21 protein-coding genes are annotated in these 22,882 nt (G+C 73.6%); 9 read left to right on the top strand and 12 right to left on the bottom strand.

The window, feature by feature from the left end:
- Positions 1 to 435, bottom strand: a 435-nt coding sequence (locus J7E86_RS27015) for a hypothetical protein (protein ID WP_215085193.1), incomplete at its 3' end; no start/stop codon positions are given.
- 554 nt (positions 436 to 989) lie between these two features.
- Here J7E86_RS27015 and J7E86_RS27020 point away from each other — a divergent pair.
- On the top strand, positions 990 to 1,148 hold the full coding sequence (locus J7E86_RS27020; RefSeq protein WP_215085195.1) for a hypothetical protein: 159 nt from the start codon (positions 990 to 992) through the stop codon (positions 1,146 to 1,148).
- A gap of 152 nt (positions 1,149 to 1,300) precedes the next feature.
- Here J7E86_RS27020 and J7E86_RS27025 read toward each other — a convergent pair whose 3' ends face one another.
- The 3 genes from J7E86_RS27025 to J7E86_RS27035 all read right to left on the bottom strand — a co-directional run bounded on the left by J7E86_RS27025 (position 1,301) and on the right by J7E86_RS27035 (position 4,364).
- Entirely contained in the window at positions 1,301 to 2,248 is a 948-nt protein-coding gene (locus J7E86_RS27025) for a 3-oxoacyl-ACP reductase (RefSeq protein WP_215085197.1), read from the bottom strand.
- 56 nt (positions 2,249 to 2,304) lie between these two features.
- A complete protein-coding gene (locus J7E86_RS27030) occupies positions 2,305 to 3,381 on the bottom strand; it encodes a Zn-dependent alcohol dehydrogenase (protein WP_215085199.1) in 1,077 nt (358 codons plus the stop codon).
- 119 nt (positions 3,382 to 3,500) lie between these two features.
- A complete protein-coding gene (locus J7E86_RS27035; RefSeq protein WP_215085201.1) occupies positions 3,501 to 4,364 on the bottom strand; it encodes a MaoC/PaaZ C-terminal domain-containing protein in 864 nt (287 codons plus the stop codon).
- Positions 4,365 to 4,630: 266 nt separating this feature from the next.
- Between J7E86_RS27035 and J7E86_RS27040 the strand changes: the two genes are divergently transcribed.
- Together J7E86_RS27040 and J7E86_RS27045 are read left to right on the top strand one after the other, a co-directional pair.
- Positions 4,631 to 5,782, top strand: coding sequence for a sensor histidine kinase (locus J7E86_RS27040; RefSeq protein WP_251019752.1), 1,152 nt, complete (start codon positions 4,631 to 4,633; stop codon positions 5,780 to 5,782).
- A complete protein-coding gene (locus J7E86_RS27045) occupies positions 5,779 to 6,384 on the top strand; it encodes a DNA-binding response regulator (RefSeq protein WP_215085205.1) in 606 nt (201 codons plus the stop codon). The genes J7E86_RS27040 and J7E86_RS27045 overlap by 4 nt, the downstream gene beginning before the upstream one ends.
- A gap of 94 nt (positions 6,385 to 6,478) precedes the next feature.
- Here the strand turns inward: J7E86_RS27045 and J7E86_RS27050 are convergent, their stop codons facing one another.
- Together J7E86_RS27050 and lanKC are read right to left on the bottom strand one after the other, a co-directional pair.
- Entirely contained in the window at positions 6,479 to 6,637 is a 159-nt protein-coding gene (locus tag J7E86_RS27050; RefSeq protein WP_215085207.1) for a hypothetical protein, read from the bottom strand.
- A complete protein-coding gene (gene lanKC / locus J7E86_RS27055; protein WP_215085224.1) occupies positions 6,634 to 9,264 on the bottom strand; it encodes a class III lanthionine synthetase LanKC in 2,631 nt (876 codons plus the stop codon). The genes J7E86_RS27050 and lanKC overlap by 4 nt, the downstream gene beginning before the upstream one ends.
- 274 nt (positions 9,265 to 9,538) lie before the next feature.
- Here lanKC and J7E86_RS27060 point away from each other — a divergent pair, with 274 nt between their 5' ends.
- The 4 genes from J7E86_RS27060 (at position 9,539) to J7E86_RS27075 (ending at position 13,340) form a co-directional block, all read left to right on the top strand.
- Entirely contained in the window at positions 9,539 to 10,177 is a 639-nt protein-coding gene (locus J7E86_RS27060; RefSeq protein WP_215085209.1) for a class I SAM-dependent methyltransferase, read from the top strand.
- Between the two features lie 22 nt (positions 10,178 to 10,199).
- Positions 10,200 to 11,165, top strand: a complete 966-nt coding sequence (locus J7E86_RS27065) for an N-acetylmuramoyl-L-alanine amidase (RefSeq protein ID WP_308312740.1) — start codon at positions 10,200 to 10,202, stop codon at positions 11,163 to 11,165.
- A gap of 171 nt (positions 11,166 to 11,336) precedes the next feature.
- Positions 11,337 to 12,194, top strand: coding sequence for a hypothetical protein (locus J7E86_RS27070; protein WP_215085211.1), 858 nt, complete (start codon positions 11,337 to 11,339; stop codon positions 12,192 to 12,194).
- Between the two features lie 135 nt (positions 12,195 to 12,329).
- The gene (locus J7E86_RS27075) at positions 12,330 to 13,340 is read left to right on the top strand and encodes an LLM class F420-dependent oxidoreductase (protein ID WP_215085213.1); all 1,011 of its coding nucleotides are present in this window, start codon (positions 12,330 to 12,332) and stop codon (positions 13,338 to 13,340) included.
- Positions 13,341 to 13,532: 192 nt separating this feature from the next.
- On the opposite strand, the gene J7E86_RS27080 is transcribed toward J7E86_RS27075, so the two are convergent.
- The 5 genes from J7E86_RS27080 to J7E86_RS27100 form a co-directional block, all read right to left on the bottom strand.
- Positions 13,533 to 14,969: a M1 family metallopeptidase gene (locus tag J7E86_RS27080; protein WP_215085215.1), complete on the bottom strand. Its 1,437-nt coding sequence runs from the start codon at positions 14,967 to 14,969 to the stop codon at positions 13,533 to 13,535.
- A 34-nt stretch (positions 14,970 to 15,003) separates the two neighbouring features.
- The gene (locus J7E86_RS27085) at positions 15,004 to 15,810 is read right to left on the bottom strand and encodes a maleylpyruvate isomerase N-terminal domain-containing protein (RefSeq protein ID WP_215085217.1); all 807 of its coding nucleotides are present in this window, start codon (positions 15,808 to 15,810) and stop codon (positions 15,004 to 15,006) included.
- A 64-nt stretch (positions 15,811 to 15,874) separates the two neighbouring features.
- Entirely contained in the window at positions 15,875 to 16,960 is a 1,086-nt protein-coding gene (locus tag J7E86_RS27090) for a prenyltransferase (RefSeq protein WP_215085219.1), read from the bottom strand.
- Positions 16,957 to 17,691, bottom strand: a complete 735-nt coding sequence (locus tag J7E86_RS27095) for a class I SAM-dependent methyltransferase (protein ID WP_215085221.1) — start codon at positions 17,689 to 17,691, stop codon at positions 16,957 to 16,959. The genes J7E86_RS27090 and J7E86_RS27095 overlap by 4 nt, the downstream gene beginning before the upstream one ends.
- A 415-nt stretch (positions 17,692 to 18,106) precedes the next feature.
- Positions 18,107 to 19,480 (bottom strand): glycosyltransferase family 4 protein, encoded by a 1,374-nt coding sequence (locus tag J7E86_RS27100; protein WP_374223866.1) that lies wholly within the window; start codon positions 19,478 to 19,480, stop codon positions 18,107 to 18,109.
- A gap of 220 nt (positions 19,481 to 19,700) precedes the next feature.
- Here J7E86_RS27100 and J7E86_RS27105 point away from each other — a divergent pair, with 220 nt between their 5' ends.
- Positions 19,701 to 20,327 carry a TetR family transcriptional regulator gene (locus J7E86_RS27105; RefSeq protein WP_215085223.1) on the top strand — a complete coding sequence of 209 codons (627 nt, stop codon included), beginning with the start codon at positions 19,701 to 19,703 and terminating at the stop codon, positions 20,325 to 20,327.
- A gap of 184 nt (positions 20,328 to 20,511) precedes the next feature.
- Complete coding sequence (locus tag J7E86_RS27110; RefSeq protein WP_215085230.1) at positions 20,512 to 21,123, top strand: response regulator transcription factor; 612 nt, start codon at positions 20,512 to 20,514, stop codon at positions 21,121 to 21,123.
- Positions 21,124 to 21,171: 48 nt separating this feature from the next.
- Here the strand turns inward: J7E86_RS27110 and J7E86_RS27115 are convergent.
- On the bottom strand, positions 21,172 to 22,882 hold a 1,711-nt coding region (locus tag J7E86_RS27115), incomplete at its 5' end, for an ATP-binding cassette domain-containing protein (RefSeq protein ID WP_374223867.1).

Consider the following 22,882-nt stretch of genomic DNA (forward strand, 5'->3'; position numbering starts at 1 on the left):
CCCCGCGCCCGCCGCACCGGTCTTCGCGACCACTCCGATTCCCCCGCCCGCCGTACCGGCCCCACCGGCTCCCGCGACCCCGGCTACCCCGGCCGCCCCGCTGCCGACCCGGATCCCCGCGCCCGCCGCACCGGCCTTCACGACCACTCCGATTCCGGCGCCCACCGCACCAGCCCCACCGGCACCCGGGACCCCCGCCACCCCGGCCGCCCCGCTGCCGACCCGGATCCCCGCGCCCGCCGCACCGGCCTTCACGACCACTCCGATTCCGGCGCCCACCGCACCAGCCCCACCGGCACCCGGGACCCCGACCACCCCGGCCGCCCCGCTGCCGACCCGGATCCCCGCACCCACCACACCGGCCTTCACGACCACTCCGATTCCGGCGCCCACCGCACCGGCCCCCGCGCCCAACCCGGCCCCCACGCACGCCATGCCGGCTTCCGTCCCCGCTCCGGCTCCCCCGCCGGCCTCCGCACTCGCTCCGGTTCCCCCTGCCGCCGTCCCGGCCGCCGCTCCCCCTCCTGCCCCCGCGCCCGTCGCGCCCCCCGAGCGGCCGCCGGTTACGGCCGGGGTGTGGACGGCGGTGCCGCCCAGCGCGGATCCCGGCCGGCCGGCGGCGATGCCGGGGGCGTGGTCGGTGGCCGCCAGGGACGCCGCGCGGGAGTGCGAGCCGCTCGGAGGCCGGCCGGAGCCGTCCTCGCGTCCGGTCCCGCTGCAGCAGGCACCCCTCGACCGCGGTCCTCGGCCATGACGGGCGCGGACGCGCGGACGGCGGACGGACGGCGACTCGCCGACGGACCGGGTGGCTAGGCGATCAAGGTCCCGTTAGAATCTGGCGGGGGCTGCGCAGCCGTGCCGGACGGGCACCGACGGTGACACGAACGGCCGTGCGCGGGAAGCGGGTTGACGCCCGTCGACGCCGTGCGCCACCGCCGCGGCCCCGACGTGCCACGTCCGCCAGCCCATCCCACGGAGTGACTTTTCCCATGCCCGAAGCCCGTACCGACACGACCGAGGCGCGCCACCATGAGGCGTCCGCCCAGGCCGCAGCCGCCGGCGCCGGCAGGCACCGCGGCCCGGCCTCCCCGGAAAACACCAGCAGCCCCGCCCAGGGCAAGCACCGCCGCACGGGGGACCACCGCTAGGCGGTCTTCGGCTGCGGGCCGGCTTTGCCGCCTGCGGCGGCGGGCGCCCTGCGGGCGCGTCCTCGAACTCCCCCAGCTACCGCTGGGAGGTGCCCCCGGACAGGCTGGAATCGGCTGGGCCCAGCCGATTCCAGCCCGCTTCGTTCATTCATTCAGCCCCGTTTCAGGCCCAGCACCTCCACCGCCGCGAACGTCTCGTGCGGCGGACGGCCCGCGTAATAAGGGGTCAGCAGCTCGTCCAGCTCCTCCACGCCGAAGACGCCCTCGGCCGCGTCGAACTTCACCGCGATCCTGGGACGTTCCACGACGGCGACCATGCCGCCGTGCACCACGAAGAGCTGTCCGCTGATCCCCGCGGCGGCGGGTGAGGCCAGATAGCCGACCAGCGGCGCCACGTGCGCCGGGTCGAGCGGGTCGAGCCCGCCGTCGGCGGGCTCCGCGAGTCCGGCGAAGACGTCCTCGGTCATCCGGGTCCGCGCCCGGGGGCAGATGACGTTCGCCGTGACCCCGTACCGGCGCAGCGCCTCCGCCGTGGAGAGGGTGAGGCCGACGATGCCGCCCTTGGCGGCGGCGTAGTTGGGCTGGCCGGCCGAACCGGCCAGGAACGCCTCCGAGGAGGTGTTGACGATCCGTCCGAGGACGGGGCGGCCGGTGGCCTTGGCCCGTTCCCGCCAGTGCTCGGCGGCGAAGCGCGTGGTGGCGAAGTGGCCCTTGAGGTGCACCCTGATCACCGAGTCCCACTCGTCCTCGGTCATGGAGAAGACCATGCGGTCGCGCAGGATGCCTGCGTTGTTGACGAGGACGTCGAGCGTGCCGCCCGTGTCGACGGCCAGCCGTACGAGCTCGCGGGCCTGCTCGATGTCGGCCACGTCGCCGAGGTGCGCGGTGGCCAGGCCGCCGGCGGCCCGGATCTCGGCGGCGACCTCCTCGGCGGGCGCGGCGGAGGCTTCGCCGGTGCCGTCGCGGCCCGGCTGCCCGTAGTCGTTGACGATGACGTGGGCGCCGAGCCGGGCCAGTTCCAAGGCCTCGGCCCGGCCCAGGCCCCGGCCGGCGCCGGTGACGATCGCGGTGCGGCCCCGCAGGGGCTGCGGTGACGGCATGGGGCTGTCCCCTCCTTCTCCAACTCCTTCTCCGACCTTCTTCCGCGGGCCGGTGCTCAGATCTCGACGCAGGTGCGCAGCGCGTCCCCGGTCCGCATCTGGTCGAGGGCGTCGTTGATGCCGGCGAGCGGAACCCGGTGGGTGATCAGGCCGGCGAGGTCGATCCGGCCGGCCCGCCACAGGGCGATGGCGCGTTCGTACGAGCGCAGGACGTCACCGCCGCCGTACAGCGACGGCAGGATCCGCTTCTCGTCGAAGAACAGCTCGAACATGCTGACCTGGAAGAGGTCGTCCATGGCGCCGGCCCCGACGACGCACAGCGTGCCGCCGCGCCGGGTCGCCTCGTACGCGGCGCGCGCGGTGGCGGAGGTGCCCACGACCTCGAAGACGTAGTCGAAGCCCTCGCCGCCGGTGATGCGGGCGCGGGCGTCGCCGAGCGCGTCGGGGGCGACCGCCTCCGTGGCGCCGAAGCGCAGGGCGGCCTCGCGCCGGGAGGCGACAGGGTCGACGGCGACGATCTGCGCGGCGCCGGCGGCCCGTGCGCCTTGGACGGCGCAGATGCCCACGCCGCCGCAGCCGATGACGGCGACGGAGGAGCCGGCGGCCACGTGGGCGGTGTTGAGTGCCGCGCCCAGGCCGGTGGTGACGCCGCAGCCGATGAGCGCGGCGATGTCGTAGGGGACGTCGTCGGGGATGGGCACGGCGCAGCCGGCGCCGACGACGATCTCCTCGGCGAACGTGCCGGTGCCGGCGAAGCCGAAGACGTCGCTTCCGGCGCGCCGGAAGTTGGGTGTGCCGGCGTTCATGAAGCCGGCCAGGCACAGCTGGCTCTGGCCGCGCCGGCAGGACGGACAGCTGCCGCAGGAGGGCAGCCAGCAGACCAGGACTCGGTCGCCGGGCCGTAGGTCCGCGACCCCTTCGCCGACGTCGACGACCTCGCCGGCGCCCTCGTGCCCGGGGACGAAGGGTGCGGGCTGCGGCAGCACGCCGCTCATCGCGGAGAGGTCGGAGTGGCACAGCCCGCCGGCGCGCATGCGCAGCCGCACCTTGCCCGGGCCGAACCCCACGGCCTCGACATCGTCGAGGACTTCGAGCTTGTCCTGTCCTGTCTCGTGCTGTATGGCTGCGCGCATGGTGCGCCTCCTCGGCGTGCGGAACGGTCCAGGTCTCTTCGGTCGTGGGGAACGGCCGTGTCGCTTCGGTCGTAGGTGACAGCCGTGTCGCTCCGGTCGTGGGTGACGACCGTGTCGCTTCAGTCGTGGGTGACGACCGTGTCGCCGAGGACGGGTGCGTCGGCGCGGTCGACGGCGGTCACGGTCACCTGGATCCGGCCGGGCGCCGGGCTCTCGCGCCACATCCGCACGCGCAGGGTCTCGCCGGGCAGGGCGATGCCCGTGAAGCGGGTGGAGTACGAGCGGACGCGGGCGACGTCGCCGTCGAGCGCGGTGTCCACGACGGCCTTCAGCGCGATGCCGTACGAGCACAGGCCGTGCAGGATGGGCCGGTCGAAGCCGGCTTTCGCGGCGAACGCGGGGTCGGCGTGCAGGGGGTTCCAGTCGCCGGAGAGGCGGTAGAGCAGGGCCTGGTCCTCGCGGATCCGGCGCTCGACGGTGAGGTGGGGCGGGCCGTGGGGAGCGTCGAGCCGGGCGGCCGTGCCGCGTTCGCCGCCGAAGCCGCCCGCCCCCTTGACGTAGATCTCGCTCTCGGCGCTCCACAGCGGCCCCTCGGCGTCGGCGACGTCCGAGCGCATCACGATGACGGCGGCCTTCCCCTTGTCGTGGACGGCGGAGACGCGCGAGGTGGCGGTGGCGGAGCCGCGCACCGGGATCGGCCGCTGGAGGGCGACGGTCTGGCCGCCGTGCAGCACCGCGGCGAGGTCGACGTCGATGCCGGGTACGGAGAGGCCGCCGGCCAGGGTCAGGCTGCCGCCCACGACGGTGGCGAAGCTGGGCAGCACCTGGAGCCGGCTCTCCAGGGTGTAGCGGAGCTCGGCGGGGTCGGTCGCCGGGGTGCCCGCGCCGATGCCCAGGTGGTAGAGGAGTACGTCCTTGTGGTTCCAGGTCAGGGTGGTGCTGCGGGGCTCGGCGGCGACCGCCTGCGCTGCGTCGATGGGCATCGGGCTCCTTCGCGCGTGGTGAAGACCCCGACCCGGCCGTCCGCACCGCCGCCCGCACCGGGGTCGCTGTGGGCCGGCCCGCACACGTTCGCCCTGGAACGCGTTCCAGCCGATCCGGTGTCCCATGTATAGCCGATCGCCCCAGGGGTGGGAAGGCCGCGGAAGACATCACCTGACGGCTCGTCAGGCGCCCGGGACAAATGTCACGGTCATCCGCCCACACTCGTATCTGCCCAGCTCATCGGCGGTTGCCTAGGCTCGGTTCCATGAACGACAGCACGGACGGATTCGCGCGGCACAAACCGCCGGGCAAGATGGCCTTCCTGCCTTGGCTCTTCATGCTCACCGGGGAGGTGCAGGACCTCTTCCGGGGCGACGTGGCCCGGCCGTGGCTGGCGGGCACGGGCGTGCTCGCCTTCGCCGCCCTCTATGCCGCCACGGTCGTCACCGGCCTCGACGAGCGGCGCCGGCAGACCCTGCCCACCCGCCTGTGCCTGGGCGGCCTGGCCGCGGTCACGTACGCGCTGTCCATCGGCTACGGCGGCGACTGGCTGCTGTGCTTCCCCCTGCTGTCGCTCGCCTGCGGCATCGTGTTGCGCGGGCCCGGCCGCCGCCTCGGCATCGTGGTCATCGCGCTCTCCGGTTCCGCCGGCGTCATCGCAGGATTCCGCGGCGGCCCCCAGGACTCCCTGATCGTCGGCTACGGCACCATGCTGTCCGGCCTCGTCACCGCCGCGATCCTCACCCTCTTCTCGACCGTCGCCACGCTCCGCGAGACCCGCGAGGAGCTCGCCCGCGGCGCGGTCGAGCGCGAGCGGCTGCGCTTCTCCCGCGACCTGCACGACCTCTTGGGCCACACCATGTCCGTGATAGTCGTCAAGGCCGAGGCAGTGCGCCGCCTCGCGCCCCGCGACCTGGACGCCGCCCTGGGCCAGGCCGCCGACATCGAGGCCGTCGGCCGTCAGGCCCTCACCGAGATCCGCGAGGCCGTCACCGGCTACCGCGAGGGCAGCCTCACCACCGAACTCGACCGGGCCCGCTCCCTCCTGGACGCCTCCGGCATCGAGGCCGACCTGCGCCAGTCCGGCCCGCCGCTGCCACCGCAGACCGCGGCGCTGCTCGGCTGGGTCGTACGCGAGGGCGTCACCAACGTCGTCCGGCACAGCGCCGCGACCCGCTGCGTGGTCGAGGTCCGCGGCGAGACCGACCAAGTACGCCTGGAGATCACCGACAACGGGTGCGGCGTAGGCTCGGCACCGGGCGCTACGAGCACGGGCGGTACGGGCCTGAAGGGGCTCACGGAACGGCTGGCCGTCGCGGGCGGCTCACTGACCACCGGTCCCGACGGGCGCCGGGGCTTCCGGCTCGTGGCCGAACTGCCCGTGGACTCGGACACCGAGGAGGAACTCCAGAAATGATCCGGCTGCTGCTCGCCGAGGACCAGGGCATGATGCGCGGGGCGCTCGCGCTGCTGCTCGGCCTGGAAGAGGACATGGAGATCGTCGCCCAGGTCGGCGACGGCGACCGGATCCTGCCCGAGGCTCTGGAGACCCGCCCCGACATCGCCCTCCTCGACATCGAACTCCCGGGCCGCAGCGGCCTGGACGCCGCCGCCGACCTGCGCACGCGGCTGCCCGACTGCCGGGTGCTGATCCTCACGACGTTCGGACGGCCGGGCTATCTGCGCCGCGCGATGGAGGCCGGGGCCTCCGGATTCCTGGTCAAGGACGGCCCGGTCGAGGACCTGGCCGCGGCGATCCGGCGGGTGCTGGCGGGTGAGCGCGTCATCGACCCGGCGCTGGCCGCGGCCGCGCTGAGCGCGGGCCCGAACCCGCTGACACAGCGGGAGCGCGACGTACTGGCGGCGGCGGTGGACGGGGCGACGGTGGCGGACATCGCGGCGAAGGTGTGCCTGTCGCCCGCGACGGTGCGGAATTACTTGTCGGCGGCGATCGGGAAGACGGGGACGCGGAACCGGATGGAAGCGGTGCGGGCCGCGCGGCAGAACGGGTGGTTGTGACGCTTCCCTCGCCGTGCGGGCGGACGCGCGGGGGCCGCTGCTTCGGGGATCGCGAAGAGTCTTCCGAAGCAGCGGGTGACGCGGCGGGGAGGCCCTACACGGCCTCGGTCTCGTCGCAAAACACGGTGCTGATATCGCTGTTGCCGATGGACATGGTGTTCTCGCCCAGAGGTACCGCGGGTGTTTCGGCATGCCTGGTCGGCGTGATGCCTTGCAGGTCGAGCAGGGTCGTGCCGTGGTCGATCGTGGTCATGACAGGGACCTTTCGTGGGGGGACGGCTGGGCCGGCTCGGCGCCGGCGCTGCGGCCCCGGGTCGGGGCCGGTACGTGTTCCCGCGGCAGGGGCGGGAGAAAGGGCAGCCCGACGGGCCGGTCGTGCAGGGCCGCGCCGAGTGCGAGCAGGCATCCGGCGGTTCCGGTGGCGAGGTCCATCGACAGGCGCATGAGCTGCTCGCCGGGGAAGGCCGGCCGGCCGGCGTGCGGTACGGCGTGCCACATCAGAGCGTTGGCCTGGTCGGTGATCCGTTGGCGGCCGACGCCGGGAGTGGTGGTGCGGCCGAGGTGCAGGATCATGCCCGCCCGGCCACGGAAGAGGCCGGGTTGCGCATAGAAGCGACTCATGGCGGACCGGGTGATGGCGGCGCGCGCACGCGCGAAGTCCGCGTCCGTGCGATGCGCCAGGTACGCGTCGAGGACCATGCCGATGCCGACGCCGCCACCGTCGATGTACGGCATCAGCCGGTGGCCCTCGTCGACGCGCATGGCGCCTTCGGCATCGGTCACGCAGCGTTCGAGATCACGTCGCAGCGCCGTGGCGGCCAGGTCGAGCAGTCCGGCGTCGCCGGTGTGCTCGTACGCGCGCAGGAACAGCAGGGCGGGGCCGCTCGCCCCGCCCATCAGACCGGTGCCGGCGAAGGGCCGTGAGGTGGTCAGGTGGTCGGCGATGAGCCGGAGGACGTCCTGCGCCCTCTCCCGCAAGGACGATGCGCCGGTGTTCCGCGCGAAGTGGTCGAGGACGAGGCCCATGCCCGCGAGGCCGCCGAACAGGTCGGGCCCCAGGTGTTTCCAGTCCTGGGTCATGACGCGTTCGACGATGCCCAGGGCCGGCCGGACGTGGCCGAGCCGGTCGAGGGCGTAGGCGACGCCGAGCAGCCCGTCGTACAGCCCGAGCGGGGTTCCGGCCGGTGGGTCCGCGCTGTGGTCCACCAGCCACCGCTCACCGTCCTCGAAGCGCCCGGCGCCGGTTTCGGCCAGGGCGTGGAGGACCCCGGCGGCGCCGTGGGCGAGCCCGAGGCCACCGCCCTCACCGAACTGGGCGATGTCGCCGGGGAAGAGCCGGTCGTCCCGCCCGGGCGTGGCCGAGGCGAGAATCGCGCCGGCCAGGGAGTCCCGGCAGCCCTGCCAGTCCTCTTCGGGCCGGATCCGTGACGGTGCGGGCCGGCGGGCGGGGACGCCCCGGGTGATCTCGGCGACCGCCTCGTCCAGGAACGCGGCCGGTACATCGGGGAACTGCTCGGCCACCACCCGCGCCAAGTCCCCGGCCGCGCGTCGGTCGATGCCCAGCAGGGCGGTCAGGGGCAGGAAGAGGGCCAGACGCAGACAGGCGAGGGCGTACCGGTCGGCGTCGGCGCCGACGCGGTCGGCGGGAGCGATGAAGGAGGGGTGGGCGACAGTGCGTCGCCGTGGTTCGCCGACGTCCGTCGCGGCCTCGAAGTCGAGCAGGGCGACCGAGCGCTCGTCGGGGCCGACCATGATGTTGAAGAGGTGGAGGTCGTTGAAGACGACGCCGCGCGAGTTCACCGCTGTCACGGCCCTCTCGACGGCCGCGTGCGTGTCCAGTGCCCACCGGGTGTACTCGGCGACATCCGCCGGGTCGGGGTCGGCGGTGACGAGCGGGTACCGGCTGACGAGCGCGGAGTTGAGCGGCCGGCCCGGCAGGAAGTCCATGACCAGGAACCGGTGGTCCCCCAGGGTGAGCCAGTCCCGCACACCCGGCGCCATGTCGAGCCCCGACAACTTTTCGAGTGCTGCCTTCTCGCGCTCCAGCCGGGTCACCGCGTCGGAGCCGTCGGCGGCCAGCCCCGCGTGGAGCCGAGCCTCCTTGAGGACCACCTTCTCGCCGGTGCGCCGGTCGACTCCTGTGTACACGCCTCCCCCGTTGGAGAAGTGCAGGGGGGCTTCGAGCGCGTACGGCAGCAGCCCGGCGAGGGTCACGGCGGACCGGGCGGCGAGGTGTGGTGCGAGGAAGGCGGGCACCGGCGCCCACGGCGGCGTCCGCAGGACCGGCTCCCGGCGGTCCGGGACCAGACGCCCCTGATCGTCCTCGATGGCGAGCACCCGCCTGCCGATGTCGTCGTCGCAGTATCGCCGTACGAATCCCCCGTACCGCACGTACAGCGGACCGTCGTTCCACCGCAGGTCGCTCAGGATGGCCGGGCCCGGCTCACCCTCCAGGAGGTCTCCCAGCTCCCGCAGGACGCGGTGCAGTTGGTCGTCGTCGGCCGGGTAGAGAGTGGCGAACTTGCCGCTGGACGCGCGGTCGGCGTACTTGGCGTTGCGCAGGAACAGCAGCGGCCCGCTCGCGACGAACTTGAAGGGGATCGCCCTGGGGACGCAGTACTCCCATACCTGGGCGGCCCTCTTCTCCGCGTCCGCCGGGCACACGGACACGTGGATCTTCCATCCCTGCCGTGGGAGTACGTCGCCTTGGGGCGTCAGGCAGTGCCAGTCCCCTTTCCGGTCCGTCCGCCACCCCTCGGGCACCGGCCGCCGGGCGGCTTCGAAGAGGCCGCCGCCCAAGGCGGTTCCTGCCCGGGCCCGTTCCGGGTGCTCGTAGAAATGTCGGTCGGCCAGACAGAAGGCCGCGTATCGCTTGTCCACCACGCCCCCCGCGCCCGGGATTCACCGACTGAAACAGAAGAGGAATGACATTCCCGCGAAGACCCGTTCCCACCCTGTTACAGCCGGATAATCCCCACTGAATGGATGCTGCACGCACCCTTTCACTCGCTCCAGCGAGCTCTCGCACATTCGTGCCGCAGCGCTCGGCTGTACGAGCCCGCCCTTCCTTTCCGGGAACCCGCCCCCCAGCCCGCCGCAGGCGATACGGCAACATGAGCCCCCACCAGCACATTCGAACCCGTCCGGAGGACCCATGGCCCCGCAGCCCCAGATACTCGCCGCCTTCGAGGCGGCCAAGGGCTTCATGCCGGTCGACGAGGGGCTCGCCCTCCACGCCGCCGCCGAGGAGGCGGCCGCGCTCGGGCTGCCCCTGCTGGAAGTGGGCACGTACTGCGGGCGGTCGACGATCCTGCTCGCCGCCGCCGCGCGGGACGCGGGCACCGTGGCCGTGACCGTCGATCACCACCGCGGCAGCGAGGAGCAGCAGCCGGGCTGGGAGTACCACGACACCTCCGTCGTCGACCCGGTCGTGGGGCGCATGGACACGCTGCCGACGTTCCGGCGGACGCTCCACGAGGCCGGTCTGGAGGAGCACGTGATCGCGGTCGTGGGGCGGTCGCCCCAGGTCGCGGCCGTGTGGGGGCGGCCGCTCGGGCTGGTGTTCATCGACGGCGGGCACACCGACGAGCACGCGAGCGCCGACTACGAGGGGTGGGCGCCGCACGTCGCGCCGGACGGCCTGCTCGTCATCCACGACGTGTTCGCCGACCCGGCGGACGGCGGCCAGGCCCCGTACCGGGTGTACCGCAGGGCACTGGAGTCCGGTGCGTTCACCGAGGTCTCGGTGACGCGTTCGCTGCACGTTCTGCGACGTACCGGCATCGGGATCTGAGGAGCGGCGTTAGCATCGCCGGGTGTCCAAAGGCAGCTTTCCCCGCGTGCCCCGCCGCTTGGGCGGCACTCCACTCGCCGTCGGGCTGGCGGTGCTGGTGCCCGCCGGCCTCGCGGGCTGGCTGCTGTGGGACGGCGACGGCGGCTCGGACGACGGTGCCAAGCGCCCGGTGGCGGCGTCCTCCTCGACCCGCTCGTCGCCCTCCGCGCCGCACCCGAAGCCGAAGCCGACCGTCGAACCGACCCGCTCACCGGCCACCGGCGCCACACACAGCCCGGCGGCCGAGCCCTCCCCCGGCGCCCCTGCCGCCACCGGCCCGCTCAGCGGCAAGACCGTCGTCGTCGACCCCGGGCACAACATCCGCAACAGCCGGCACACCGCCGAGATCAACCGGTCCGTCGACATCGGCACCGGCCGCAAGGAGTGCGACACCACCGGCACCTCCACGGACGCCGGTTACGCCGAGGCGGAGTTCAGCCTCGACGTCGCCCACCGCATCCGGGACATCCTGCGGAAGCAGGGCGCGAAGGTCACCCTGACCCACGACGGCGACCGGGAGTGGGGGCCGTGCGTGACCGAGCGCGCCGAGATCGGCAACAAGGCGCGTGCCGACGCCGCGGTCTCCGTGCACGCGGACGGCTCGGCCGTCGGCAACCGCGGCTTCCACGTGATCCTGCCCGCCCAGGTGAAGGGCGGCGCCGCGGACACCTCACGGATCGTGGGGCCGTCGAAGGCGCTGGGCGAGCGGATCGCGGGCTACTTCGTCCGCGACACCGGAAGCGGGCCGTCCAATTACATCGGCGGCGGAACGGGCCTCGATACCCGCGGGGATCTGGGCGGGCTCAATCTCTCCACCGTGCCCAAGGTATTCATCGAATGCGGCAATATGCGCGATCCGCAGGACGCCGGTCATCTCACCGACGCCGATTGGCGCGAGAAGGCGGCGCAGGGGATCGCGGACGGTATCGCGGACTTCCTCGGCGGGTAACGGGCGTCCGTACCGGCAGGCCACCGGCATGTCACGAGGGTGATACGAAGGAGACGCCCCGCCCGTGCGGGCGATAGGTTCACCCGTACGATGGGGGGCCACCCCCGCGCCCCCGCATCTCGCGTACCGGCGACAGCGACGATACTGATCAACACTGACAAAGGATTTTAGGTGAACATCCGCTCCCTCACTCGAGGCGACGGCGTGGTGATCGGAGCAGCGGTGTTGCTGTTCATCGCCTCGTTCCTCAACTTCTACTCGTACGACTGCGGGTCCATCGGCTGCCCGTCGGAGCCGAACGGCTGGAAGTCCGGACTCTTCCCCGTCCTGCCGTCGATCTTCCTCGCCGGGATCATCGCCGCCGCCCTCATCGTCGCCGCGCGTTTCCAGCCCGAGGGCCGCAAGCTCGTCGGGCTGAGCCTGGACCAGTGGGGCATCGCGCTCTCGGTGTTCGCCGCGTGGTCCTCGGTGTGGACGATCCTCGGCGGCGGGGAGCGGGTGGACCCGGGCGTCGGCCAGATCCTCGGTCTGATCGCCACGCTGGCACTCGCCTCGGTGGCCGTGCTCACCCCGCGCACCCCGGCCCTGAAGGCCCCGCTCGTCGGTGCCCCCGGTCCGCAGGCCCCGTCCCCGTACGGCGCCGGCCCCAACCCGGGCTACGGCTACCCCGGTCCGGGCGGCATGCAGCCCGGTGCCCCGGGCCCGTACGGCCAGCCGCAGCAGCAGTACGGCCAGCCCGCGCAGCCGCAGGCGCAGCAGGACCCGAACGCGGGCGGCGCGCCCGCGCCGGCTCCGCAGCAGGGCGCGGCCCAGCCGGAGGCCCCGGCCGCCGACTTCGCCCCGTTCTGGTTCGCGGTTCCGGTGGCGCGTCCGCTCTACGCCGAGGACGGTTCGCCGACCCCGGTCGCCGAGCTCGCGCCCGGCACGTGGTACCTCGCCGTGGAGCAGCGCGGCCAGGCGATCGTCGCCCAGACGCAGGACGGGCGTCGTGGTGTGCTCCAGGACACCACGGGCATCCAGCGCGGCTGACGCACGACGCTTCGCGACGACGGCCCGCCGGGGTTCTCCCGGCGGGCCGTCGTCTTGCCCGGGCGGCGGCCGCGCCCGTACCGTCAATGAGTTGACGACGCGTCAGTTATGCGCTGACGGACGGCAGGGGGCGGCATGCGACTCGGTCTCGCGCTCGGCTACTGGGGCCGCGGCCCCGATCCGCGGCACCTGGGTCTCGTCCGGGAGGCGGAGCGGCTCGGCTACGACTCGGTGTGGACGGCCGAGTCCTGGGGTTCGGACGTCTTCACCACGCTCACCTGGATCGCCGCGCACACCCGGCGCATCCGGCTCGGTACGGCGGTGGCGCAGATGGCCGCCCGCGCCCCGGCGGCCACCGCGATGCACGCGCTCACCCTCGACCACCTCTCGGGCGGGCGGATGCTGCTCGGCCTGGGGCTGTCGGGACCGCAGGTGGTGGAGGGCTGGTACGGGCGGCCGTTCCCGGAGAGTCCGCTGACGGCGACGCGCGAGTACGTGGACGTGGTCCGCCAGGTGCTGCGCCGCGAGGCGCCGGTGACCCTGGACGGCCGCTACCACCCCCTGCCCTATCGTGGGCCCGGCGCCACCGGCCTGGGCAAGCCGCTCAAGTCCATCGTCCATCCGCTGCGCCCCGGGCTGCCGGTGCTGCTCGGCGCCGAGGGGCCGCGGAACATCGCCCAGACCGTGCGGATCGCCGACGGCTGGCTGCCGCTGTACTGGTCGCCGATGCGTACGGAGCCGTACGCGACCGCGCTGGCCGGGGCCGCCGAGGGGTTCGTCGTCGCTCCCGTGGCACAGGCGCGGGTCTGCGACGACGTCGCGGAGGGGCTGCGGCCGGTGAAGGCGATGCTCGGCCTCTACATCGGGGGCATGGGGCACGCCGGCCGCAACTTCCATGCCGCGCTGATGGCGCGGATGGGCTTCGCCGAGGAGGCGCGGCGGGTGCAGGAGCTGTTCCTAGCCGGGCGGCGGGAGGAGGCCGTCGAGGCGGTGCCGGACGGCTTCGCCGACGAGATCTCGCTCGTCGGGCCGCGCGAGCGGATCGCAGAACGCCTGGAGCTGTGGCGGGCGGGCCCCGTGACCGATCTGCTGGTCGCGGCGCCCGACCCGGTCACGTTGCGGGTGCTGGCCGAGCTCAACGCGTAGCCGGTGTCCGGCGGATCTTCGGCTGCGGGCCGTCTTTGCCGCCTGCGGCGGCGAGCGCCCTGCGGGCGCGTCCTCAATCGCCGGACAGGCTGATTGTGGCTGGGCTCAGCCGAAACAAGCCCGTCCGGCGCTTGAGGACACCACCGCGCAGCGGTGGTGCACACGACACGGCCCGCAGCCGCCCGCGCGGGCTCAGCGCTCGGCCGGCCTGCCCTTGCCGAAGAGCCACGTGTCGAAGAGTGCGCCCAGGTCCTTGCCCGACTTCTTCTCGCACAGCGCGATGAACTGGGCCGTGTCGGCGTTGCCGTGGCGGTGGTCCGCCGCCCAGGTCCGCGCGATGGCGAAGAAGGTGTCGTCGCCGACGGCCCGGCGCACCTTGTGCAGCACCATCGCGCCCCGGCCGTAGACCGGCGGGTCGGAGACCGTCTCCGGGGTCGGGGAGGCGGGCGGGAAGGCCCAGATGCCGGGGCTCTCGTCGTCCTTGCCGTCGTAGAAGTCGTCGAAGATCCGCTGGACGGTGCGCCCGCCCCGCTTCTCCTCCCACAGCCACTCGGCGTACTGCGCCCAGCTCTCGTTCAGCCACATGTCGCGCCAGGTGCGGGGGGTGACGGAGTTTCCGAACCATTGGTGGGCGAGCTCGTGCACCACGATCTCGTCGGTCGGCGCGGAGTCGAAGTACGGCTTGGTCTGGGTCTCCAGGGCGTAGTCGACGTAGTTGTTGTGGTCGATGACGGCACCGGCGGAGGAGAAGGGGTACGGGCCGAAGAGGCCGGACGCCCAGGGGAGGATCTCGGGCAGCAGCTTCGCCATCTTCCGCCCGGCCGCGGCCTCCTTGGGGTGGGCGGCGATGTAGAGCGGCAGCTCGCCCGCCCTGCCGGTGGTCACCTCGAACTCGTTGACCGCGACGCTCGCCAGATAGCTCGCCATCGGCTCGCCGTTGTGCCAGGAGAAGGTCGTCCGGCCGTCCCGCTCTTCCTTGCGCCGGAGCTCACCGTTGGCGACGGCCGTGTATCCGGTGGGCACGGTGACGGTGATGTCGTAGGTCGCCTTGTCGGAGGGGTGGTGGTTGCCGGGGAACCAGGCCATCGAGCCCGTCGGCTGGCCGAGCGCGGCCGCGCCGTCGTCGGTCTCGACCCAGCCCTCGACGGATTCGCCGTCCGCGTCGGTGATCTCCTTCGGCACCCCTTCGTAGACGATCACCGTCTCGAACTCGTGTCCCCGCTCCAGCGCGGCGCGGGGGGTGACCGTCAGCTCGCTGCCCTTCCTCGCGGTGCGGGCGGGCTCGCCGTCGACGCGGGCGGAGCGCACCCGCAGCCCCTTGAGGTCGAGGTTGAAGGCACCGAGCTCCTGCGTGGCCCGCGCGGTGAGCACGGCGGTGGCGCGCAGGCGGTTGGCGTCGGGGGTGTAGTCGAGCGTCAGGCCGTAGTGCGTGACGTCGTAACCGCCGTTGCCCAGGCGGGGGAAGAGCGGGTCGCCGGCGCCGGCCGCGCCCGCCTTTCCGTCCGTCCCGTCCGAGCCGCCGGTGCAGGAGGTGACGAGCAGCAGCGCGGTGGCCAGCAGCGCGCACCGCACCGGGCGGCGGCGCGCCGCCGTACGACGCCGTACGGAAGGTCGGGGTATGGCCGTCATGACCACAATGCTCTCATCCGCCCCCGACGCCCCCTCAGAAGCTGGTGCGCTCCAGCCAGAAGTCCAGCAGCTCCCGGTCGCCGACGATCTCGACCCGGTCGGTGTCGGCGGGCCGGCGCCGGTAGAAGACGCTCAGCACGTCGGTGAGGGGGCCGCGCAGGGCGACGGCCGCCTTGGCATGGGCGCGGCGCCATTCGACGCGCTCGCCGCTGAAGTCGACGAACCATTCCGCGTCGAGCTCCGGCGGGGTGTCCGTGGCGTGCAGGTGCAGGGTGCGGCCGGGGCCGAGGAGCTCCTTGTACTTCGGGTTGTACTCCATGGCCATCGGGCTGCCGATGATCTCCAGCCATTCGTCGACGCAGTCCGCCGCGACGTCCTGGGCGACGGCGAACTCCACGCCGGTGGTGCCCTCGGCGTCGGCGCGGTGCATCACCGTCTCGTGCGTCATCCGGCGGGCCCAGAAGGAGGCGGTCTGCGTCGCGCCGAACGTCCACGCCGGGGAGTCGGGCCCCGCCTCGCGCAGGGTCTTCGCCACGGTCTCGGCACCCTCGGCGAGCCAGGCGTCGAAGGCGGCGACACCGGCGTCGAGCGCCGGGTCGCCCGGCCCGGGCACCGGGGGGCCCCCGACGCCGGCCGGCACCTCGAACTCGGTGGTCCTCGTCCGTACGAGCCCCTCGGCGTACCGGTGGGCCTGGCCGAGGTGCAGCAGGAGGTGGGCCAGCGTCCACTCGGGACACGTGGGCACGGCGGCGGTGAGGTCGGCCCCGCGCAGCGCGGAGCGGAGCAGCTCCGTCTGCCGGACGACCTCGGAACAGTAGCGGTCATGGCTCAGCTTGGTCATGACGTCACTGTAGGACCCGCCACTGACAACGCCCTTTGTGCGACGAGGCGTTCCGGTCGCGCCGTCAGTTCCCGCAGCAGTCCGGCTCCAGCCCGGAGGGCAGGCGTTCGCCGCCGAAGACGGCCGTCGTCGCCTCGTCGCCGCCGAGCGCCGCCGCGGCCAGCAACAGGGAGCCCGCCGTCCAGGCGGTGAGCTCCTCCGGCCAGACGGCGTCGTCGTCGAAGACGTAGCCGGTCCAGTACATGCCGTTCTCGGCCCGCAGGTGCTGGATCGACTGGAGGATCTCCACGGCCCGGTCGGACTCGCCCATCACCCACAGCGCGAGGGCCAGTTCGCAGCTCTCGCCGCCGGTCACCCACGGGTTGGGCAGGACGCAGCGCACGCCGAGGCCGGGCACCACGAAGCGGTCCCAGCCCTCCTCGATGCGCTCCTTGGCCGCCGCGCCGGTGAGCGCGCCGCCGAGGACCGGGTAGTACCAGTCCATGGAGTAGTGGCTCTTGTCGAGGAACCGCTCGGGGTGGTGGCGGATCGCGTGCGCCAGCAGGCCGGTCGCCAGCTCCCAGTCGGGCTGGGGCTCCTCGCGGTGCTCGGCGATGGCGAGGGCGCAGCGCAGCGCCTGGTGGATGGAGGAGGAGCCGGTGAGCAGGGCGTCGGTGACGTCCGTGCCGTCCTCCTCCCGCTTCCAGCCGATCTGGCCGCCGGCCTGCTGGAGCTGGAGGACGAACTCCACGGCGGCGAAGACGGTCGGCCACATGCGGTCGAGGAAGGCGTCGTCCCCGGTGGAGAGGTAGTGGTGCCAGACGCCGACGGCGACGTAGGCGACGAAGTTGGTCTCCCGGCCGCGGTCGGTGGGCTCGTCGGCGGCACCGTCGGCGTAGGCGGCGTACCAGGAGCCGTCGGGGTTCTGGTGGTCGGCGAGCCAGCGGTAGGCGACCTCCGCGCGGGCGTGCTCGCCGGCGGCGTCCAGGGCCATGGCGGCCTCGATGTGGTCCCACGGGTCGAGGTGGTGGCCCCGGAACCACGGTATGGCGCCGTCCTCGCGCTGCACGGCGGCGACGGCCGCCACGGTCCGGACGGCCTGGTCGGCGGTGAGCACGCCGGGCAGGACGAGGCGCTCGGTGCGGCCGGGGCCGCGGCTGTAGGTGGTCACTTGGCGGCCGCCTCACCGAGCTGCGGCTTGGTCGCGTAGGCGACGAAGCTCTTGCCGATGACGGGGTTCAGGATCTGCTCGGCGATCCGGGTGGCCTTGGGCTTCTTCATGATGTCCCAGACCAGCAGCTTGTGGTATGCGCGGACCGGCAGCGCCTTGTCGTTGTCGACGCCGAAGGCGCACTTGAGCCACCAGTACGGGCTGTGCAGGCCGTGCGCGTGGTGGGTGCCGTACGGCTCCAGGCCGGCCTCACGCATCCGGTCGAGGAGTTCGTCGCCCCGGTAGATGCGGATGTGGCCGCCCTCCACCTCGTGGTACGCGTCCGAGAGCGCCCAGCAGACCTTCTCGGGCCCGTAGCGCGGCACGGTGACGGCGATGCGGCCGCCGGGCTTGAGGACGCGGACCATCTCCGCGAGCACGCCCTTGTCGTCGGGGATGTGCTCCATGACCTCGGAGATGATGACGACGTCGAAGCTCTCGTCGGGGAAGGGCAGGGCGAGGGCGTCGCCCTCCATGGCGGTGGCCGTGGCACCGGCCGGCGCCTCACCGGCCTCCTCCATGGCGGCGAACCACTTGGCGACCTCGCGTATCTCCTCGGCGTTGCGGTCGAGGGCGACGACCCGCGCTCCGCGCCGGTAGCACTCGAAGGCGTGCCGGCCCGCGCCGCACCCCAGATCGAGGACGCGGTCGCCTGCGGCGAGCGGGAAGCGGGAGAAATCGACGGTCAGCACGGGTCCTTGCTTTCGTCCGGCGGGAAAGGGGTATGGGCTGCGCCCGGCTCGGTCAAGGGTGCGCCCGGTACGGGGTGGGCTGCGCCCGGCCCGGGGTGAGGAGACATGGTCGGTTCGGCACCGCCGGGTCCGCCGTCCGTGTCCTCGCCGTCGCGGTGGGAAGAACGGCCGGAAGCCCCGTCCGTCGCGGCGGCGGGCCACGGGCCCGGCAGCGACGGGACACCACGGCCGTGACGGCCGGTCCGGCACCACCGGAATCCGCCGTCCGCGTCCTCACCCTCGCGGGCGGAAACTCTCTCCGCCGCGACGGCGGGCCACCACGGCGGAGTTGCCCGGCGGTGCCGGGCCGGGGTGGTTCCCATGGTGTGCGGCCGCGTCGAGCCGGCGGCATGCCCCGTCGTGGCCACGGGGCCCACTAGTCGCGCCTGCCGGACGGCCGGCCGGCCGCACCGCCGCCCGCGAGGGCACCCGCACCGCCACCCGCCAGGGCCATCGCCTCGCGGTAGCGCTCCACCGTGCCGATCGCCGCCTGACGCCACGTGAAGCGGGCCAGCACACGGCGGCGGCCCGCCGCGCCGAGCCGGGTGCGCAGGTCCGGGTCGGCCAGCAGCCGGGAGAGCGCCGCGGCCAGCGCGGGCGCGTCGCCCGGCGGTACGGCCAGGCAGGTCTCGCCGTCGGGGCCGGCGACCTCCGGGATCGCGCCGCCGGTGGTGGCCACCAACGGCGTGCCCGTGGCCATGGCCTCCGCCGCCGGCAGGGAGAAGCCCTCGTACAGCGAGGGCACGCACGCGATCTGCGCCGAGCGCACCAGGTCGACCAGTTCCGCGTCGGTGATGCCCTTGACGAACTCGACGGCGCCTTCGAGCCCGTACCGCTCGATCGCCGCGGCGACCGGTCCGTTCTCGGCGCGCCGGCCGACGACCACGAGGTGGGCGGCGGGGTTGCCGGCGCGCACCGTGGCGAGCGCCTCGACCAGGTGGACCAGGCCCTTGAGCGGGACGTCGGCGCTGGAGGTGGTGACGATGCGGCCGGGCACCTCCGCGACGGAGGGGTCCGGGGAGAAGAGGTCGGTGTCGGCGCCGATGTGGACGACGTGGACCCGCCCGGCCTCGACGCCGAGGTGGTCGACGATCTCCTGGCGCGAGGAGCCGGAGACGGTCAGCACGGACGGCAGCCGCCGGGCCACCCGCTTCTGCATGCGGGTGAAGCCGTACCAGCGGCGCACGGAGGCGCGGCGCTTCCAGTCGGGCGCGGCGGCGAGGTCCAGGCGCCGGTCGACGGTGATGGGGTGGTGGATCGTGGTGACGAGCGGCGCGCCCAGCGCGGTGGGGCCGCCGAGGAGCCCGTAGCCGAGCGTCTGGTTGTCGTGCACGACGTCGAACCGGCCGCGCCGTGCGGCGAGGTGACGGCGCGCGCGCAGGCTGAACGTGAGCGGCTCGGGGAAGCCGCCGGTCCACATCGTGGCGACCTCCAGCGCGTCGATCCAGTCGCGGTACTCGCCCGGTCGGGGCGTGCGGAAGGGATCCGGCTGGCGGTAGAGGTCGAGGCTCGGGAGCTCGGTGAGGGTGACGCCCTCGTCGACGACGGGGTACGGCTGGGCGCCGATGACCTCGACGCTGTGGCCGAGGCGGGCGAGTTCGCGGGAGAGGTGGCGTACGTACACGCCCTGACCGCCGCAGAACGGGTTCCCCTTGTACGTGAGCAGCGCGATCCGCAGCGGGCGGTCGGTGTCCCCGTCCAGGAGGCCGCCCTCTCGCGCGAGTGCTGCCTCCGTGGCCTCAGCGGTCACTCCCGGCCTCCTTCTCGCTGCTGTTCCCGCCGGAGCGTAACCGGTCGCGCTAATCTAGAACAAGTTTCAGACTGGGTCGTCCGGAAGCCTTGAATCTACCGGCCGGGGAAACGGCCGGCAGGACCGGATCGGGTGATTCGCGCCACGACCCGGCCCCTGCCATGCTGTGCCGTCCGGGCCGCACAGACACCGCTGGATGGATTGCCACGGAATGGGACATATGACTACGGAATCCAAGTCGGCGACCGCTCCGGCCGCGCCCGTCACGTCCGCCGTCGCCCTGACCGAGCGTCAGGAGGCCCGGCGCCGCCGGATCCTGGACGCCACCACCCGGCTGGCGATCCGCGGCGGCTTCGACGCCGTGCAGATGCGGGAGGTCGCCGAGTCCTCCAGCGTCGCCCTCGGCACGCTCTACCGCTACTTCCCCTCCAAGGTCCATCTGCTGGTCGCCACGATGGAGGACCAGCTCCAGCAGCTGCACGAGACGCTGCGCAAGCGCCCGCCGACGGAGGAGGACCCGGCGGCGCGCGTGGCACAGACCCTGATGCGGGCCTTCCGCGCGATGCAGCGCGAGCCGCACCTGGCCGACGCGATGGTGCGCGCCCTCACCTTCGCCGACCGATCGGTGAGCGCCGAGGTCGACACGGTCTCCCGGCTCACCACGGCGATCATCCTGGACGCGATGGGGCCCGGCGGGCCGCCCACTCCCGAGCAGCTCTCGGCCGTCCGCGTCATCGAGCACACCTGGCACTCGGCGCTGATCACCTGGCTGTCGGGGCGCGCGTCCATCGCCCAGGTGCGGATCGACATCGAAACGGTCTGCCGGCTGATCACGCTCACCCGTTAAGGAAACGCAAGAGATTCCGGGGGGCGCGTTCGAGTGAACTTGGGGCGCGCATGGCGAGAAACGTGCGCCCTTGCGCCCCCCGGAGGTCAGTTATCCGCACCCGCGACCGTGGCAGACGCCGGTATGACTTATCGGCGTGACCGGTGCAGCGCCCGCCGCACCGGAAGCGGGGAGGGCGGGGGACGTGATCCGGGTGCTTCTAGTGCACGACACCTATCTGCTGCGCGCGGCACTGGCGGCATGCATCGGCAGAGAGCCGGATCTGGAGGTCTCGTCGGCGTCCTGGCAGCGCGCCGTGACCACGTCCCGGACGCAGCTGCCCGATGTGTGCGTGGTCGACATGGACAGCCACGACCCGGAGGGCTCACGGGTCCTGCGGGAACTGTCGGCCCGATGTTGCGTGGGGGGCGGCACATCGGCCCTGCTGGCCCTGGCGTCGGCGGAGCGGCCGGGGACGCTGCGCCGGGCGTTCGAGGAGAGGGCCCTGGGGTACTTGAGCAAAAACGCTTCTCCTGACCGCTTGGTGGAAGGCATAAGGCGGGTGGCGAAGGGCGAGCAGTACATCGACGAGTCCCTGGGCTTCGGCTTCCTGGCCGCCTCCGAGATCCCGCTGACCAAACGGGAGCTGAGCGTGCTCTCGCTCGCCGCGGAGGGCGCCTCCATCGGGGAGATCGCCCGGAGTCTGCACCTCTCGAACGGGACCGTGCGCAACTACCTGGCGGCGATCACCCGCAAGACGGGGGCCCGCAACCGCGTCGACGCCATCCGCATCTCGCGAGGGGCGGGCTGGGTGTGAGGGCGGTGGCCGGCCCGCCCGTACGGCACGGGCGGGCCGGTCACCGGCTCAGGCCGTTCCCGCGTGCCAGCGCCCCACCAGATCCCGGTAGAGGGCCGAGGAACCGAGCAGTTCGTGATGGCGCCCGCAGACGGCGCGGGCGCCGTCCATCACCAGCACCCGGTCGGCCCGGCGTGCGGAGCTGATCCGATGGGCCACCACGATCAGCGTGCCGGGCCGGGCGGCGAAGGCGCGCTCGGCGCGGGCCTCCGCGACCGGGTCCAGATGGCAGGTCGCCTCGTCCAGCAGGACGAGCGGGGCCGGGGACAGATGCGCCCGGCCCAGCGCGATGAGCTGCCGTTCCCCCTGCGACAGCGCGGCGGGGTCGAGTTCGGCGTCCGGCCCGCCCAGCCGTTCCGCCAGCTCGTCCAGGCCCACCGCCGACACCGAGGCCGCCACCTCCGCCTCACCCGCCCCGCCCGGCCGGAGATAGAGGAGGTTCTCGCGGAGGGTGCCGGTGAACACGTACGCCTGCTGCGGGATCAGCACGCGCCGTCCCGTGCTCGCGCCCACGGGCTCCCCGGCGACGCGCACCTCGCCCCGGTCCGGTACGAGCATCCCGGCGACCAGTGCCGTCAGCGTGGACTTGCCGATGCCGCTGGGCCCGACCACGACCAGGTGCTCGCCGGGCTCCACCACGAGGTCGAGGTCGCGTACGACGGGCTGGGCGCGCGGACCGTAGGCGAAGGTCACCGACCGCAGTTCGACGCGCGGCGGGGGCGCGGGGGCCGTCACCGGCGCCGGCGGCGGCATCCCGTCGCCCTCCGCGCCGGACGTGAGGCGGTCGAGCACCACCAGCAGCCGGGTCCCGGAGGCCCCGAGCGCGTTCATCAGGGTGTGCAGGGCGGGCAGCAGCGCCTGCATCAGATAGGTGAGCGCGCCGAGCAGTTCACCGGCCGTCAGCCCCCGGTCGAGCAGCCAGGGCGCGGCGACGAGCAGCAGCACCACCGGCAGCTGCCCGGCCACGCCGAGCGCCAGGGACCGCACCGCCGCCCAGCCGGCCAGCGAGCGGGCCGCCCGTACCTCGGCGTCGACGAGGGCACCCGTCCGGTCGGCCGCCCGCCGTTCGGCGCCGCACGCCACCACGTCGCGCAGCCCCCCGGCGAGTGCGCCGAACTCGGTGGACAGGCGCTCGTCCGCGCCGAGGAAGTCCTGCTGGCGGGCGGCCATCGGCGCCAAGGTCGCCACGAACAGGCCCAGCCCCAGCACCAGCGGCGGCACGACGACCAGCAGCAGGAGCGGCGCGAGGGAGGCCAGGCCGAGCAGTGCGCCGGCGGCGGTGAAGACGAAGGACCGGGCCACCAGGACCAGGCCCGCGAAGCTGTCGCGGGCCAGCTCCGTCTGGTGGGTCAGCCGGGAGACCACGGCGCTGTCCGCCGGCGCGGAGCCGGTCACCGCCTCCCGCAGCGACCTCGACACCACCCGGCGCACCAGCCCGTCGCGGAGGGGTTCGACGAGGTCGGCCAGCCCGCGGAACACTCCGCCCATGGCCGACCCGCCGACGACGATCGTCACGGCCGCGACGGCCAGCCAGCCCAGCCCGGCACCGGGCCGTCCCGCCAGGAACCCGTCGTCGAGGGCGCGGGCCACGCCGTAGCCGCCGAGGAAGGTCTGCGCGGCCTCCAGCAACGACCAGCCGCCGAGCCCCAGCAGCACCCGCTTGCGCCGCCCCAGGAACCGCCGCGCCTCCGGCAGGACCCGCCGGGCGGGGCCGGGGGGC

The organism is Streptomyces sp. ISL-11 (assembly GCF_018614525.1).
GTDB lineage: Bacteria > Actinomycetota > Actinomycetes > Streptomycetales > Streptomycetaceae > Streptomyces.

Coding starts and splice junctions, on each gene's coding strand:
- J7E86_RS27025 (WP_215085197.1), bottom strand. CDS start 2,248: ATGCCGTCACCGCAGCCCCTGCGGGGCCGCACCGCGATCGTCACCGGC.
- J7E86_RS27020 (WP_215085195.1), top strand. CDS start 990: ATGCCCGAAGCCCGTACCGACACGACCGAGGCGCGCCACCATGAGGCG.
- J7E86_RS27045 (WP_215085205.1), top strand. CDS start 5,779: ATGATCCGGCTGCTGCTCGCCGAGGACCAGGGCATGATGCGCGGGGCG.
- J7E86_RS27035 (WP_215085201.1), bottom strand. CDS start 4,364: ATGCCCATCGACGCAGCGCAGGCGGTCGCCGCCGAGCCCCGCAGCACC.
- J7E86_RS27085 (WP_215085217.1), bottom strand. CDS start 15,810: ATGACCAAGCTGAGCCATGACCGCTACTGTTCCGAGGTCGTCCGGCAG.
- J7E86_RS27105 (WP_215085223.1), top strand. CDS start 19,701: ATGACTACGGAATCCAAGTCGGCGACCGCTCCGGCCGCGCCCGTCACG.
- J7E86_RS27075 (WP_215085213.1), top strand. CDS start 12,330: ATGCGACTCGGTCTCGCGCTCGGCTACTGGGGCCGCGGCCCCGATCCG.
- J7E86_RS27040 (WP_251019752.1), top strand. CDS start 4,631: ATGAACGACAGCACGGACGGATTCGCGCGGCACAAACCGCCGGGCAAG.
- J7E86_RS27030 (WP_215085199.1), bottom strand. CDS start 3,381: ATGCGCGCAGCCATACAGCACGAGACAGGACAGGACAAGCTCGAAGTC.
- J7E86_RS27050 (WP_215085207.1), bottom strand. CDS start 6,637: ATGACCACGATCGACCACGGCACGACCCTGCTCGACCTGCAAGGCATC.
- J7E86_RS27080 (WP_215085215.1), bottom strand. CDS start 14,969: ATGACGGCCATACCCCGACCTTCCGTACGGCGTCGTACGGCGGCGCGC.
- J7E86_RS27060 (WP_215085209.1), top strand. CDS start 9,539: ATGGCCCCGCAGCCCCAGATACTCGCCGCCTTCGAGGCGGCCAAGGGC.